The 13,899-nt window shown below is 49.3% G+C and carries 15 protein-coding genes; 2 read left to right on the top strand and 13 right to left on the bottom strand.

Translation table 11 applies throughout. From position 1 onward, the window contains the following. Positions 1–116: 116 nt before the first annotated feature. The 3 genes from ABD852_RS05905 to ABD852_RS05895 form a co-directional block, all read right to left on the bottom strand. Complete coding sequence (locus tag ABD852_RS05905) at positions 117–995, bottom strand: sugar phosphate isomerase/epimerase family protein (protein ID WP_345027115.1); 879 nt, start codon at positions 993–995, stop codon at positions 117–119. Positions 996–1,008: 13 nt separating this feature from the next. Next, positions 1,009–2,370, bottom strand: coding sequence for a Gfo/Idh/MocA family protein (locus tag ABD852_RS05900; RefSeq protein ID WP_345027114.1), 1,362 nt, complete (start codon positions 2,368–2,370; stop codon positions 1,009–1,011). A gap of 92 nt (positions 2,371–2,462) precedes the next feature. After that, entirely contained in the window at positions 2,463–3,194 is a 732-nt protein-coding gene (locus ABD852_RS05895; RefSeq protein ID WP_345027113.1) for a 3-keto-disaccharide hydrolase, read from the bottom strand. A 145-nt stretch (positions 3,195–3,339) separates the two neighbouring features. Between ABD852_RS05895 and ABD852_RS05890 the strand changes: the two genes are divergently transcribed. Then, positions 3,340–4,257: a helix-turn-helix domain-containing protein gene (locus ABD852_RS05890; protein ID WP_345027112.1), complete on the top strand. Its 918-nt coding sequence runs from the start codon at positions 3,340–3,342 to the stop codon at positions 4,255–4,257. 2 nt (positions 4,258–4,259) lie between these two features. On the opposite strand, the gene ABD852_RS05885 is transcribed toward ABD852_RS05890, so the two are convergent. From ABD852_RS05885 to ABD852_RS05870, 4 genes are all read right to left on the bottom strand, one after another. Then, entirely contained in the window at positions 4,260–5,174 is a 915-nt protein-coding gene (locus ABD852_RS05885) for a transporter (protein ID WP_345027111.1), read from the bottom strand. Positions 5,175–5,265: 91 nt separating this feature from the next. Next, entirely contained in the window at positions 5,266–6,405 is a 1,140-nt protein-coding gene (locus tag ABD852_RS05880; protein WP_345027110.1) for a cytochrome-c peroxidase, read from the bottom strand. Positions 6,406–6,414: 9 nt separating this feature from the next. Next, positions 6,415–7,224 (bottom strand): MbnP family protein, encoded by an 810-nt coding sequence (locus ABD852_RS05875; protein WP_345027109.1) that lies wholly within the window; start codon positions 7,222–7,224, stop codon positions 6,415–6,417. A 295-nt stretch (positions 7,225–7,519) separates the two neighbouring features. After that, positions 7,520–7,894, bottom strand: coding sequence for a hypothetical protein (locus tag ABD852_RS05870; RefSeq protein WP_345027108.1), 375 nt, complete (start codon positions 7,892–7,894; stop codon positions 7,520–7,522). Positions 7,895–8,125: 231 nt separating this feature from the next. On the opposite strand from ABD852_RS05870, the gene ABD852_RS05865 reads away from it, so the two are divergent. Continuing rightward, positions 8,126–8,704, top strand: coding sequence for a hypothetical protein (locus ABD852_RS05865; RefSeq protein ID WP_345027107.1), 579 nt, complete (start codon positions 8,126–8,128; stop codon positions 8,702–8,704). 110 nt (positions 8,705–8,814) lie between these two features. Here the strand turns inward: ABD852_RS05865 and ABD852_RS05860 are convergent, their stop codons facing one another. The 6 genes from ABD852_RS05860 to ABD852_RS05835 all read right to left on the bottom strand — a co-directional run. Then, complete coding sequence (locus ABD852_RS05860; protein ID WP_345027106.1) at positions 8,815–9,204, bottom strand: VOC family protein; 390 nt, start codon at positions 9,202–9,204, stop codon at positions 8,815–8,817. 344 nt (positions 9,205–9,548) lie between these two features. Next, the gene (gene tnpC, locus ABD852_RS05855; protein WP_345027105.1) at positions 9,549–11,081 is read right to left on the bottom strand and encodes an IS66 family transposase; all 1,533 of its coding nucleotides are present in this window, start codon (positions 11,079–11,081) and stop codon (positions 9,549–9,551) included. A gap of 69 nt (positions 11,082–11,150) precedes the next feature. Beyond that, positions 11,151–11,504, bottom strand: coding sequence for an IS66 family insertion sequence element accessory protein TnpB (gene tnpB / locus ABD852_RS05850; RefSeq protein ID WP_345027104.1), 354 nt, complete (start codon positions 11,502–11,504; stop codon positions 11,151–11,153). Between the two features lies 1 nt (position 11,505). Continuing rightward, on the bottom strand, positions 11,506–11,814 hold the full coding sequence (gene tnpA, locus ABD852_RS05845; protein ID WP_345027103.1) for an IS66 family insertion sequence element accessory protein TnpA: 309 nt from the start codon (positions 11,812–11,814) through the stop codon (positions 11,506–11,508). 74 nt (positions 11,815–11,888) lie between these two features. After that, a complete protein-coding gene (locus ABD852_RS05840; protein ID WP_345027102.1) occupies positions 11,889–12,269 on the bottom strand; it encodes a DUF2750 domain-containing protein in 381 nt (126 codons plus the stop codon). 14 nt (positions 12,270–12,283) lie between these two features. After that, positions 12,284–13,899: RHS repeat-associated core domain-containing protein (locus ABD852_RS05835; protein WP_345027101.1), on the bottom strand; the 1,616-nt coding region annotated here is incomplete at its 5' end.

Genomic DNA, 13,899 nt, shown 5'->3' with positions numbered 1-13,899 from the left:
ATAGATCAATAGCTGTGAGGTGTGAGGCGTTAGCCTTGAGGCGTGAGCCATCATAGAATAAAGCCCCTCACCCCTCATACCTCATACCTCACCCCTCACCCCTCACTCCCCACCCCTCACTCCGCTTTCAGTTTTTTCTGATAGGATTTCCAGACGGTCATCGTATTCCTGACAAGCGCCGGTTTGTCGCCCGCGATATTAAAACACTGTACACCGACGGGCCCCCGGAATTTGAGGTCTTTCAGGACATAGCTGACGAGGCCGTAGGTGTCAAAGGTCCCGCTTCCAAGCGGGAGAATGTAGTCGTTCCAAATGTTTTTTTTCTGCGAAATGGTGTCATTTGCCCCGCAAATCGTGATCATTTTCAGATAAGGGCGCATATTGCTCAGGTCGGTTCTGAGGTTAGCCCGCTCGGTTTCGGTGGTGGTTGCCAGCCAGTGGCAGAGGTTGAAAGTGACGCCTACATTCTTCCGGTTGATCTTCCGGGCCAGGTCAGCCGCATGGTTGGCTCGTTCAACATAGTAATAGATGTGGGGGTAAATGGCTACCTCCAGGCCCGATTCCTCCGCCCAGTCGGCAACCTGCCCGATGAGCCGTGCCGCCAGTTCGTCGGCATCCCGCGACGATGGGGCGTATTGTTTGGATTCGCTTACGATAAATGGCGAAATAATAGTCTTGCTCCCTTTCAGTTGCCTGATGCAGTCTTCCAGTTTTTCGTCAAAATAAGGCTCTTCCAGTTTAACCTTCACGTAGAAAAAAGCGCCGGCGAACTTGTGCTTGTCGAGCGCCTCTTTCATTCCTTTAAAACTGTCTACCTGGTTAATTTCGATTCCGTCATAACCGGTCGTTTTTATCAGTTCGACCTGTTTATCGAAGGTGTTGTAGACCGAGTCGCCCCGGATAATGTTATGCAACGGGAAGAAAAAGTTGTTTTGCGCAGTTGCGGGTACCGAAAACAAAGCACAAAACATAAGGGCGGCCAGGGCTGACTTCATAGCGACAGGAGTTTTACAACGACCATTGTTTCCGTGGAATGGGCGCAGCCAGAAATGCATTCGCTGCATTGTTCCCGATGAAAATCTCTTTCTGCGGATCCCATTGCAATTTTTGACCCGTCTGGCAGGCAATAAGGCCTATCTGCGAGATAGACACCGTTCTGTGTCCCACCTCCAGTGGTTCGAGCGTTTTTCTGCCGGTTTTTATAGCGTCAATAAAATCGGGCTTGTCCCACAGAGTTGCGGACAAGTCCAGTTCTCCGTTGCCGGGTTTCAGTTGAAGAAGCGCGGGATTGCTCGCTGTAACAATACCGGGAAATCCGTCGACGAATATCCACCCTTCCGAACCTATGTATCGGATGGAGGGTTTGCTGTCGGTGCGCTGTTCACAAGTGAGCTCGACGCCGTTCTGGTAGCGGTAGCGCACCTTGAAATTGATCATCGTATTCCAGAGGCTTTTCGGGAATTCGCCGGTCCCTTCGACTTCGACGGGACCGGAATACTCCGTATTATTAGCCCATTGTGCCATGTCGAAATAATGTGTCCCCCAGTTGGCAATCATACCCTGGGCATAAGTGTCTACGCGCATCCAGTGGGGCCGGGTTGCCAGGTCACTCCGGGCGTGAACGCGTTTTTCAGTATAGGGTACGTCAATTGCCGGGCCGAGCCACATATCGTAGTCCAGGTTTTCGGGAATCTGCATGTCGGGCTGCGCGGCTACCGGGTCCGGATCTGCCGGGAAAGTAACTTCTACCTTCAGGAGTTTTCCTATTTTCCCGTTGCGCACCAACTCTACCGGGTGATTCTGGGGCCGCACCGAACGGAACTCGCTGTCGGTCCGGTTGACAACAGGATGTTTTTTTAGCTCGTTTACCAGGTCCCGCCCCTGGTGAACGCTCATGCTGAGCGGTTTTTCGCAAGCGATATGTTTGCCGGCTCTTGCGGCCATAATGGCCATGGGAACGTGCCAGTGGTCGGGAGTGGAGATCATGACTGCGTCAATACCTTTATTAGCGAGGATTTCGCGGAAATCACGATGCGTTGAACATCCTTTGTGTTTCCCCGCCGCGCTTTTTTTACCGTAATGAAGGTCCACTACTTCACGCGCTTTTTCCATTCGCCAGGAGTCGGTGTCGCAGACCGCGACAATTTGAACGTCGGGAAGTTCGAGTAACCCGGGAATCCGGGCACCAATGGTTTTAAGGTCAGCGCCCTGGAGGTTATTGCTGATCCCCTGCCGGCCGGTGCCGATCATCCCCACGGTGATCCGGTTGGAAGGGGCATTTTTGCCAAAAACCGAGGCCGGCACAATTGCGGGAAATCCCAGCAAACCTAAAGCACCTGCCGATTTTTCAATAAAGTCTCTTCTTTTCATTTGGGTATTAGGGGTGAGGTGTGAGTCGTGAGCTGTGAGTCGTAAGGTGTGAGTCGTGAGGGTCGCCCCGCCTCACACCTCATACCTCACACCTACTCCCTTATTTTAACGTTACGAAATGAAACACCGTGCCCGTGATCCTGGAGGAGGATGTGTCCTTCCCGGATGGTTGCGAATCCCGGGTGATCACGAAACTTCCCGTCTGCTACGCCCTTGATGAAGCGATCGCTTTTCCGGTCGACTTCCAGCACTTTCTTTCCATCGAGCCAATGTTCAATCAGGTTATTTTTTACCCTGATCCTGGAAGTATGCCAACCGCCGACCTTTACGTCAGGTTTGTCGGCGGCGACGACTTCATAAATAGATGCGGTTTTGAATTTCGGTCCCAAAGGTTTGCCCTGGTAGATGTAGTGGGCATCGTCGATGAGCTGGTACTCGTATCCGATCAGGGAGGCGTTTTTTTCAGGCTTTACCGCCGGTTCCAGAATAAAATATTTGACGCCTGAATTTCCGCCGCTATCGAGCTTCCAGTCGAAAACCAGTTCAAAATCTTTGTACTTTTTTTCGGTAATGATATCTCCGGCCCTCGCCGATTCGCCCCCGCCCTGAAGCTTGCCGGTAAGCGTACCGTTTTCGACTACCCAGCCGTGTTTCGGAAACTCCTTGCTGAAGGCTCCGCGCCAGCCTTTCGATGTTTTCCCGTCAAAGAGAAGCTGCCAGCCCTCTTTTTTTTCTGCCCGGGTCAGCTTGTTGACAGACTGGGCGCAGGCGAAAGAGACAGCCAGCGTACAGCAAAGTGCAGTTGATAAAATTCTGTTAAGCATCAGGTTAAATATGGTTGGTATGGCAAAAAACGGCTTTAAAATTTGATTATTCTAATGTATTATTTGCAATAAATGTTGTAATTTTTGCAAATTGATATTTATAGGCGATGAATATCGCAAACTGATAAACAACGCACCGCTTAAGATGAATAAAATCAGGCACCCGAATCTTTTGAATGTCCCGGTGAGCGAGGAGCGGTCCTTTGATTTGCGCCATGAAATTGTGCCTTATTTTGCCAACCCCTGGCATTTTCACCCGGAGCTTGAACTCAATTTTTTGGTATCGGGTACGGGAACCCGCTTTATCGGTCAGCATGCGGGGCGTTTTGATGCGGGAGAAATTGTCTTGCTGGGGCGGAATCTGCCGCATTTTTGGAAGAGCGATCAAGCCTACTATACGGGTGAAGGCCGTCTCACCTCCGAGGCGATCATTGTGCGTTTCCGTGAAACCTTCGCCGGGAGAGACTTCCTGGGATTGCCTGAGCTGTACCATATCCGGGCGCTCATGGAGCGGGCGCAGGGAGGGATAAAGCTGCTGGAACCACTGCGTGCTTCGGTAGCGCGCCAGATGTTGTCGATGGAAGCCCTTGATGATTTCCGGCAAATGCTGGTGCTGTTGGGCATATTACAGGAGATAGCCATTTCGGATGCCGTTGAAATTATTTCGCCGGAGGCGATTGCAACAAATGTTCCTGACAAAAAAAAGGACAAAAGGCTGGGCAAGGTAGTGGCTTACCTGCTCGAAAACCTGAACGGCCGTGTGAGGTTAAAAGAAATCGCCGGTCTGGCCAATATGAACGAAGCCGCGTTCTGCCGCTATTTCAAATCCCAGACGGGCAAAACGCTGACGCAATACACCCTGGCGTTAAGAATGGATTATGCCGGGAATTTGCTGGTAAACAGTAATGAGTCGGTTACACAGGTTTGCTATTCAAGCGGATTCGAAAACGTATCGCATTTTATACAGACTTTCCGGAGGCACCACGGCCTGACACCTTTCGAATTCAGAAAACGTTTAAAAGGAAAAGCCATGATCCGGGAATCAACGGCTTTTCCGCGCTGATTTCAGAACAGGAAACCCAGTTGTACCTGGAAGCGGTCCCTGAGGTACACATGTCCGGAGGCGCTGTTCTGCGCAATGGGCAGTTGCGCGTTTATACCCAGCGTCCATTTTTCTGTAAACCAATTCAGGCCTGCAGTACCGTTGATGAGAGAGCCGCCGGTCATGTCGAGCTTAACACCGTCTTTCGAGCCGTAGCCCATATGCTCCGCATACACGCCTATGCTGGGTACCAGGCTGCCAAAGCCGGTCTCAATGGACCTGAAGAGCTCTGCGGTTCCGTATACCTGGTCGCCGAAGCGGTAGTTTTCGGCATTTTTTGTGTTGAATTTCCGCGACACGTTAGCAGACAAGCCCCACTTTTCCCAGTTCAGGTTGTAAAATGCGTTCGCGATGAAGTCGACACTTCCGGTACCCAGTTGAAAATTCGCGTTGGCCACTTGCAGGGGGTCGTCTTCGTTGAAGCGGAACCTGCCGGTAGGCAGCTTGATTCCGCCCCCCAACATAAGTGAATGGGTAAGGCCTGAGGAACTGCTCCCGTCCATGAGCGAATTGAAGATATTATAGCTGGCCAGGGCCGAGATATCGCCGAGGCCCGAATTCTTTTTCGTAATGGCCGAGGTCACCTGCTGGTCGAACCTGTAGGGGACGAAAGCCATTACCTGTACCCTTTTCAAGGGAAAAAACCGGGCAAACGCTTCTGCTACATGGAAGGTTTCCTTGGTAAAAAGGAGCTTATTGCCGGGGTGCGTCTCGAAATGCAGGTAATTGTACCGCACCCCCACAATGGATTTGTGCGACTGCGGCATGAGCCCGAAATAAGAACCGCTGTTGGCACAGCCGCAGACGTCGCAGGCTTTGCCGGGAATAACTGCGACCAATAGCAGCGCAGTTAGTATGAAAGGGAATGATGTTTTCATGATTAAGTGTTTTAAACGAGGTATGAGCTGTGAGGTATGAGGTATACTGCAACCGGAGTAAGCCTAACACCTAATACCTCAAACCTCACAGCTACAACGCATTTCCTATTCCCGGATCAGCCAGTTTCGGATTCTTCAGGAAGACTTCGTCTGTGAGCGTATGCAGGAAGGCAATAATGGCTTTTTGTTCCTCATTGCTGAGGGGAATTCCCGGCCGCTTGGTATCCGCCAGTAAGGGGTCCAGTGTTTTTGCGGCGTCCAGGCCTGAATTGGCGAGCAGCCCGACAGAGTCGTTATAGTGCTGAAGCACTTCCTCGAGCGAATGGTAGCGCCCGTCGTGCATGTAGGGAGCCGTCACGCCGATGTTCCGAAGGCTGGGTACCTTAAACTTATACCGGTCTTCTTCCTTCCCGGTAATGTCGAAGCGGCCTTTGTCGTCAATTCTGGCAGGATACAGACCGTTGTTCCGGAAGGATTGATCCGTTTGTAAAACGCCGGCATGACAACCGGTGCAGTTTTTCCGGAACAATTGAAGGCCTTCTTTTTCAGTGGCGCTCAGCGCAGCCTGGTCTCCCATCAGGTAGAAGTCGTATTTGGAAGTCGCCGATACCATCGTCAGCATGAATTGGGACAAGGCTTTCATCATGCGTTCGGTATTGATCTCCCTGGAGCCGAACGCCTCCTGGAACATTTTCGGATAGTCAATCGGCATCTTGGCGCCGGGCCTTGGCCCCGCATTCAGCTTGGATATAATGGTCGGTACCGACTCATCCAGCTCTACCGGGTTGCCGATGGGGTTCAGCGGCACAAGGTCGAGATGCGGAACACCGCCATCCCAGAAGAAGGAAGTGCTCCAGGCCACGTTCTGAACTGCGGGACTATTGCGAATCCCGATCAGGTCGTCGACACCGTGACTGAGCTCATGCCCGTGGTGGGTGAATGCGGCCTGTTGCTGGTGACAGGTACCACATCCGACTACGTTGGTGCGGGACATAATGCCGTCGTAAAAGAGGAACATGCCCAGCTTCACGCCTTCCTGGGTTAGCGGATTCTCGCTGAAATCGTATACCGGCTCAGGGAAATGAGCCGGCTTGATCCAGTTGTAGGGGGTGGGAGATTTTGGCTCGGGTGTTTCCGTGCCGGGGTCTTTCCCGCAGGAAATTACCCCGGCCACCGTCACCAGCCAGGCCAGCGACATCCATTTCAACCTATACCTCGTTGTGAAAACCATTGGCTGAATTTAGTGGGTGTGATCGTATCGGAACATCTGCTGGTAGTTATTGGCAATCATGGCCGAAAGTGTCTGCTGGGCGCCCATTACACTCCAGTTGTTTGCAATGCTGAGCTGGGTGCCGGGGCCGTCGAAAAATTTCTGCACATCTGCCATCAAGTGCACTTCCGGCGTTTTTTCCTCGGTGACGACTACCTTATCGTCGCCGAATTTGAGTCTTACCACCCTCGTATTGTTGACCGTCTTTTCGTCATAGCCTCCGAAAAGCCCGATATGGTAGTAGAATTTGTCGTTTACCGGGTTTCCGTGCGGTGAGGTTCCTTCGAGCTTCATGAAGATATAGCCGGAATTCCAGTTCCAGTACATGCCGTCATGTCCCTCTACACCGCCCGGGTCCAGTGCTCCTTTTCGCCTGGAAAGCGGCATTGTATTCCGAAGGCTGTCGACTCCGACCATGAATTCTATGTGGTCATATTCGCCGAGCGGAACATTGCGGATCATTGCAAATTGCGAGGATCGTGTCTCTTCCCGGATCAGAAAATAGGAAGAGTCCTGGGGGACGGTGTAGATGGTACCATCGGTCCGGATAAATTTGATATTTGAAATGTAGTAATTGAGTTTGGTGACAACAAAATCTTCTCCCGACTGGTTTTGATAGGTGACACCGTTGAGAACAAGGTTTTTTTCGCCCACTACATTGTCGAATTCGACGCGGATTTTCCCGCCTGGAGTGGGAGCGTTGTCCTGGCAGGACGCGGTAAAAAGAGCAATGGTAAGCAGCAAAGCCAATTGTGCCGGAAGGCGATATATTCTGAACATTTTATTAAGCGAGTTAGATGGTGAACGGGTTGCTGTACGATACGCGCACAAGTCCCAGCAGATAGGCCTGCGGGTCATCCTGAGCGCAGCGGAGTCGAAGGATCTCCTGTTGGTACTAGAAAGCCCGTTGAAATAAATTTAGTGATGGGAGCGGGAGATCCCTCCACTGCGGTCGGGATGACCCTCCGGTCGGAGCGGCGTCAAACATGTGGTTGTCAATGGTAGAGACTGAATAAGTCGAAGAATGGGTGCAATTATGCAGCTACAGCCTTCAACAGGCTCAGAAAAAAGTTGATTAAGCCACGAGCGGGGGATGAAAGACACCCGAGGTAAGGATGCGCCCGTTAAGGTTGGGAAGATAGTCAAAAGAAACTGTTACCTGCGTTTCGGCCGTGTCGCATTTGCCAAAAGCAAAAACAGGCCTGATCGGTTCGGCAATTGTTTCGCACAACTGATAAACAAAATTTCGTTCGGCCTCACGCTCTTCTTTTTCTTTAGCGGCGGCGATTCTCTTGGCAAGGTAACATTTCCCGTCGCAATTCAATTGCGGCCGGTTTTTGTTGATACAGAAATTTTTGACAATGTAGTCGTGGCGCAGCTCGAAGTCGAGGTAAATGAGCGGCATGATGCATACTTTAATAAGCATAAGCGTAAAAAAGAAATATGACATCAGGCGGGATCGCACGATACAGGCCAGGTTATTTGAGCACCTTTTTGAAAGTCAACAAAAGTAGGCATGAAAGGATCGGATAGCAAGCGATCATGAAAAATTACCGTTGGTAGAAAAGGTGATTTTGGTCATCGGGTAGCGGTTGTTGAAAAAAAACGGAGATTTTATGTTTCCCCGGCGTGCCAATTGGCGACTAAGGAGCACAACCAAAAATTCAAACTCCGTTTTATCATGAAAAATATTCTGACAATGGTCCTGACCGGGCTTGTTCTGAGCGTCACCAGTTGTAAAGAAAAAGACAAAGCCAGTCCTTCGGAGAATGCCATCTCCACTTTCCTGACAGCGGAGAATGGGATTACTCTGGCCCCCCGTACGTCCGGGCCATGGGAACTAGGCGTTGTATTCAGCGTTTCGAAGGCCGGCAAAATCACGCAGCTGGGAAGTAAAATGCCGGACCCGGGCATTTACCGGGTGATTATCTGGGATTTTGAAACCAAACAATTGTTGCGGCAGAAAAGCATCGAACAAACTGCCCCCGACCAGTTGGTTTTGGATGGGGTGGAATCGTTGGAGCTTGCCGTGAACAAGCGGTACGTCGTCAGCATCAATAGCCAGTCGGCCGGAACAAACAAGCGGTACCTGTTTGCCCGTAATGCCACTTCTACCGGCTTTATGCCTTTTACGCAAGGAAGCGTTCTGGTGCATAGCGCCTGCTATATCGGCGCATCAACGGCAACTTTTCCCGGTACGGTTACCAATGTTCAAAATGAACTGTACGGCCTTCCGGAATTTACCTTCATACCTGACTGACTTAACTAAAGACAAGGTAGAGTGCTTCGTGACATCCACCGGTTTTTTGCCGGAAAGGGTGGCACGGAGCGCTTTATTTTTTTATGTTTCGGTTCTTCGGTCAATATTTTTTAACCCTCCCGCTGCAGAACCTGGATCAGATTTCCTTCCGGGTCATAGCAGGTCCGCACCCTGCCGCCTCCTATAGCAGGAATTATTTCGCCGGCCCACCTAACACCTTTCGAATCCAGGTAGCTGATGGCTTTTTCAAGATCTGTTACCCTGAAAGCAATATGCGACCAGCCCGGCGTCCAGGTGGTCCTGACCGGGCGCAGGGTGTCATCTTTCGGCATAATTTCCAGAAGCGACCCATCCGGGGCCTTGAGCATCCAGACCGGTTTGGGATCGTGGTGCCATTTCTCATAGCCGATTACCTCACAATACCAGTTTGCCAGCAGGTCTACATCATCTGCCGCAACTGCCGGGTGGTCTACACCGGTAAAAGTGGAAGTCTCGTTCATAGATTTTTATAATACAGTTTGTGGCTTCGTCGGAGAACGCCAAAGGTAGCGTAATTAAACCCCGGGATTTGAAGAAGTGGTTTGAAAGTGTTTTTTTGCTTTCTTCGCCCCCTTTAATTCACCCTATTCTGTTGTGCGGTTAGAACTGGTAGGCAGGTTTGATACTATCGATGGGCTTTCCACTCAAATAATTGATAGCTTTTAAAAGCGAAACGGCACCAATTTTGTTAAAATTCTGATATAGACCGTCTAGTGTTTTAGCATCGTTTCGCTTACCTCGTCCGTTGATTACCGTATGCATCCGCCGAACGCGTATTGTGTAGTTTGTCATTCTGGCAGGTAAGTTAACCGTTCTGATTCCTGAACTTGATCCAGTTATTTGGGAGCAGTTGATAAAGATCTTTTTGCTTGTGTGACTGGATCCTTTCGAAGACGTCTTTGAGCCACTCCTGCTCGTCAACCCCGTTTTTCTTGCACGTAGCCATAAAGGAGTACATCGCGGCTGTCATCTCGGCTGCCTGGTGAGAGCCAGCGAACAAAAATGCCTTTCGTCCGATAGCCAATGGCCTGATGGCATTTTCGGCTAAGTTATTATCAATCTCAATTTGCCCGTGAAGTGCATAGGCACTCAGTCCCTCCCATCGTGGTAAGCTGTAAGCTATGGCTTGACCGAGCGGACTTTTGGGGATTATGAGTGGGAGCTGTTGTGTCATCCACTCCTTTAATTCCAAAAGAACCGGAACTGACTGTTCCTGTCTTAATTTTGTTTTCTCTTCCCAATCCAGTTGCTGATCCCGCATTTGTTGTTCGAGAGCGTAGAGTATCTGCATGCGTTCAAGCACATAAGTCGATCTTTCTTTATCATATTTAAGAGCGTCAACGAATTTGCGGCGGGCATGAGCCATGCAGTAGACCAGCAGGATATCTGGATGGTTACCAAAGAGCTTTTGGTAGACGGCGTACCCATCAACCTGGAGTATACCAGCGTACCCTTCCAGCATCTGCTTGGGCCCACTTTGATCGCGGCCCTTCCGATAGTCAAACAGCATCAGTTTGTCACAGGGGGCATTATATATCCACATGAAACCTTGATGGATACCATTTTTATGATCTCTGTCAAGCACTTTTAACGGGGATTCGTCGGCTTGTAAATATTTCTGATTGAGAACCAATCGGTTTAAAAGCTCCCACAGCGGAGTTAGATGCTGCCATCCTTTCATGATCCAGTCAGAGGCGGTGGATGCAGGAATATTTACTCCTAACCGTCGATACTTATCAATTTGCCGGTGAAGTGGAAGACCAAAAACATATTTATCAACAACCATTTGGGCAATAACTGCTTCGGAAGCAATGCCCTTATCAATTACACGGTCTGGGAGAGATGCGGTTATGATGCCCTCACCATTGGCACGGGCATATTTGTAACGGATATAACGCTTCACAAAAAACTCAGCAGGAATAAGGTCTAACACCTCAGTGACCTCTTCTCCGATTATAGTGCAGCCGGTAACGTCTTCGGTAGGTTCAATGATGATGATCTGACGGCGTAAGTTCTCAGGGAGCAGCATTCTCCCAGTGCCCTTTTCACGTTTTCTGGCAGGAGTTTTTTCCTTTACAACGTCAGCGGCCTGCTGAGATAGTTCTTCTTGCTGGTGTTTATCTGTTCCCAGTTCGAAGAGATCAATCTGGTTTGCATCGGTGTGTACACTGGCCAGCTTTTCGTTCTTTTTACCAAATATATACCGCTTGTATTTATCAAGCTCAAAGTTCAGGGTCTGGATCTGTTCATCTTTCTCGGAGATCAATTCCAGCGACTTTTTATGTTCAGCAATTGCCTGTTCATAGAGCAATTTATAGTCCGTCGCTGTATCTTCCATAACCCGAAGATACGATACAAAATGGGCTCAAACAAGCTTTAAAGGCACTTTATTGAACGTGTTTCGCAACTATTTTGCTGCATGTTTTATCTGCTGATAACGTTTTCTAAGGCGAACCGAATCCAGCATTACACCCTGTAAAAGAAGTGTTAACTGATGGCTGGTGATGGCTGTATTGTCTGACTTTGGCCATTCAAAAGTGCCCTGTTCAAGCTTTTTGACATACATCGCAAAGCCGTCCCGATCCCATTGTAACAGGCGTATTTGATTAAGCCGTTTGCCCAGAAAAACAAATACATCGCCGCTTGACGGATCGAAGCCCAGTTCATTGCGTACCAGACCGGCTAAACTGTAAATACCATACCGCATGTCCGTAGGACTCCGGTACAAAAAGTACCGGCAGCTGTGAGATAAAGCCAGCATATTAAAGAATGAGCTTCTTGATAAATGAAGCGTCGAGTGATCCGAATAGCTCTATACGTGCGCCAGATGGGAAAGTGATTGCTGCCAACGCCTGTTGGTCTTGACCAAGTAACTCCGGTTGCCGAACTGGTATCTGACTGAACCCATGGGTCGGTGACATCCTCGCCACATTCTTGCCGCGGAATTTTTTAACCCAGTAATTGAATTTATGGTATCCCATACCATTCCGATTGCAAAAAGCCTGTTTGCTTATCCCTTGCGTCTGCCACTGATCATACAGTTCACGCATTTTTTCTGCTTCAGTTTTCATGAAACAAGATTACGAACTATAAGGATCTGATGAAATATGGGTTTATCGGACGCATACAGTTAATCCTGTTTTTGCTAATATTTTTTCAATTCGTCACTTAGGTCTCTTGCAAATTCGTCCAGATTTACAACAAAGCCCGATTTTCCGTTGACAGGAAAAACATTTATTAAATAGCTCTCTGAAGCTATTAGATCAAAAACAGTTTCTTCTAAATCATCTAATGTTAACTTTAGTGGCTCGCAATTAGCCCACCCTTGATCAAGATTGGAATAAATGAATTCTTTTGCAGACCAAAAGGATATTAAAACTCCATCATCAATATCAGACAGAGCATAATCTCCATTTTCATCTACAATTGTCCATAGCTCTTCATAATCAGCCACTTTTTTAATAAAGTACCGATATCTGTCAAGTGGTGCTAACTTCGAAACACTTTCTATCTCTTTGATATTCATAATCCTAGCTAGTCTTAATCTAAAGGTCTCTCTCTATTTTTTCTCCCTTTATCGTCATATTTATGTTGCCTTCTATGCAAATCCCTATCCTGCAAATGGCTATTTTTATAGGAGTAACCTTTAGCAGCTTCTCTGCCTCTTTCATGTGCCAGATCTTTTCCGGGGGGATTTCTTATCGTTTTTCGGTTCCCCCTCTCAATCTGATTCATCTCGGATTTGATCCAACCCTTGTCTGCCTTTCCTAGTTTTGTATCCGTTGCAAGTTCAGCTAATCTCTCTGGTTTCCCCGCTCTACCTTGTTTTAAAAGAGCCTTCGCATTGTCAGCTGTCTTTATCGCCTCGGTAATAGTCTCCACACCTTTAACTATTTTCCCTGTTTTAGCCACATCGCCTATAACAGGGACAGCCGCCCCCAAAACACTAGCCCCTGCGCCCCAGTAATCGCCACTTTCGGCAGACATAGTAGCTCCTATAATGTCCAAGGTGGGAGTAGGATCAAACACACCTCCGATGTCTACTGCGGCCTGAAGAACATCCCGCCCTCCAAGCGTGTAGTTCCCCCCAAAATCAACACCCAGCGAACTGGCATTTACGGTCAGATTTACGAGGTCGGTTGTAACCGTAACACTCGAATTATTTGCCCCCTGGATAACAATATCCGGAATCGTACCATCCCGATCTATATATTTAATAGGGTTGTTGAACGTGTAATTGTACGGCGACCATGACGGCATTAATTCTGCCAGCGGGTCAACAACCATCCAACGTGCTATACTCGGATCATACATCCTCGCCCCATAATCCAGATACCCCGTTTCCGGCTGCTTCTCCTTCCCGTTGTACTGGTACTTATTGACCGCATCCGTCCCCGTTCTGGGCACCGCCAACCCGAAAGGAAAATACTCGGTTTCCTGCAAGATAGTACCTTCTTTGTTGATTACAGCACGTACGTTGCCCAAATGATCTTTGAGGTAATAATTGGGAGTGTAGGTATTGCCGTTTCCGGTGACGGCGATCTGCCCTTCTTCGGTAGTGATGCGGGTGAGATAGTTGCTTTCATCGTATTCAAACAGCCCGGCATATTTGGTATTGACAGCGCCGTTGGCCATGCGAAGCTTGGTACCGTTTCCGTCGTAGGAATAGCCCAGGGTCTTGCCGCCTATACTGACGCTGCGCGGGAGGTTGAGGCGGTTATAAGCAATCGTTGCCCCTTTGTTCCCGTCGGAAGTAAGGTTTCCTCCGTCGTCGTACGCGTAAGCCGAGGAGCCATTTTTAACACCATTGGCATTGCCGGCGTCGTTAATGGAAGTGAGGCGGTTGTCAGAGAGGAGGTATTCGAGGTTGTCCCAGGTTTCGCCGGCCTTGCCGCGCTGCAGTTTCTTCAGGTTACCGTTCTTGTCATACTCGGTCACTTTCTCCCAGATGCCGTTTGCCGCATCTGTATTAAGGGCCTCAGTTAGCCGGTTGACCCCGTCATATTTGAGCCTGTAGCCGTTCCAGGCACCGTCTTTCAGCCAAAGCATTTCGCCGATATTGCCGTTGTGCTGGGCTTCGGAAGCGCTGGCATACCTGAGCTCCACGCCAAAATTGGTAGCGGCGCTGGTTTTGCCTTCCACTTTGCGGAGCCAGC

It is taken from the genome of Ravibacter arvi (assembly GCF_039540405.1).
In the GTDB taxonomy this organism is placed as follows: domain Bacteria; phylum Bacteroidota; class Bacteroidia; order Cytophagales; family Spirosomataceae; genus Ravibacter; species Ravibacter arvi.
This window is presented reverse-complemented; position numbering and strand designations above follow the sequence as displayed.

What these genes read in the sequence shown, in the direction of transcription:
- ABD852_RS05905 (WP_345027115.1), bottom strand. Translation starts at nt 995, where the DNA reads ATGAAGTCAGCCCTGGCCGCCCTTATGTTTTGTGCTTTGTTTTCGGTA.
- ABD852_RS05900 (WP_345027114.1), bottom strand. Translation starts at nt 2,370, where the DNA reads ATGAAAAGAAGAGACTTTATTGAAAAATCGGCAGGTGCTTTAGGTTTG.
- ABD852_RS05895 (WP_345027113.1), bottom strand. Translation starts at nt 3,194, where the DNA reads ATGCTTAACAGAATTTTATCAACTGCACTTTGCTGTACGCTGGCTGTC.
- ABD852_RS05890 (WP_345027112.1), top strand. Translation starts at nt 3,340, where the DNA reads ATGAATAAAATCAGGCACCCGAATCTTTTGAATGTCCCGGTGAGCGAG.
- ABD852_RS05885 (WP_345027111.1), bottom strand. Translation starts at nt 5,174, where the DNA reads ATGAAAACATCATTCCCTTTCATACTAACTGCGCTGCTATTGGTCGCA.
- ABD852_RS05880 (WP_345027110.1), bottom strand. Translation starts at nt 6,405, where the DNA reads ATGGTTTTCACAACGAGGTATAGGTTGAAATGGATGTCGCTGGCCTGG.
- ABD852_RS05875 (WP_345027109.1), bottom strand. Translation starts at nt 7,224, where the DNA reads ATGTTCAGAATATATCGCCTTCCGGCACAATTGGCTTTGCTGCTTACC.
- ABD852_RS05870 (WP_345027108.1), bottom strand. Translation starts at nt 7,894, where the DNA reads ATGTCATATTTCTTTTTTACGCTTATGCTTATTAAAGTATGCATCATG.
- ABD852_RS05865 (WP_345027107.1), top strand. Translation starts at nt 8,126, where the DNA reads ATGAAAAATATTCTGACAATGGTCCTGACCGGGCTTGTTCTGAGCGTC.
- ABD852_RS05860 (WP_345027106.1), bottom strand. Translation starts at nt 9,204, where the DNA reads ATGAACGAGACTTCCACTTTTACCGGTGTAGACCACCCGGCAGTTGCG.
- tnpC (WP_345027105.1), bottom strand. Translation starts at nt 11,081, where the DNA reads ATGGAAGATACAGCGACGGACTATAAATTGCTCTATGAACAGGCAATT.
- tnpB (WP_345027104.1), bottom strand. Translation starts at nt 11,504, where the DNA reads ATGCTGGCTTTATCTCACAGCTGCCGGTACTTTTTGTACCGGAGTCCT.
- tnpA (WP_345027103.1), bottom strand. Translation starts at nt 11,814, where the DNA reads ATGAAAACTGAAGCAGAAAAAATGCGTGAACTGTATGATCAGTGGCAG.
- ABD852_RS05840 (WP_345027102.1), bottom strand. Translation starts at nt 12,269, where the DNA reads ATGAATATCAAAGAGATAGAAAGTGTTTCGAAGTTAGCACCACTTGAC.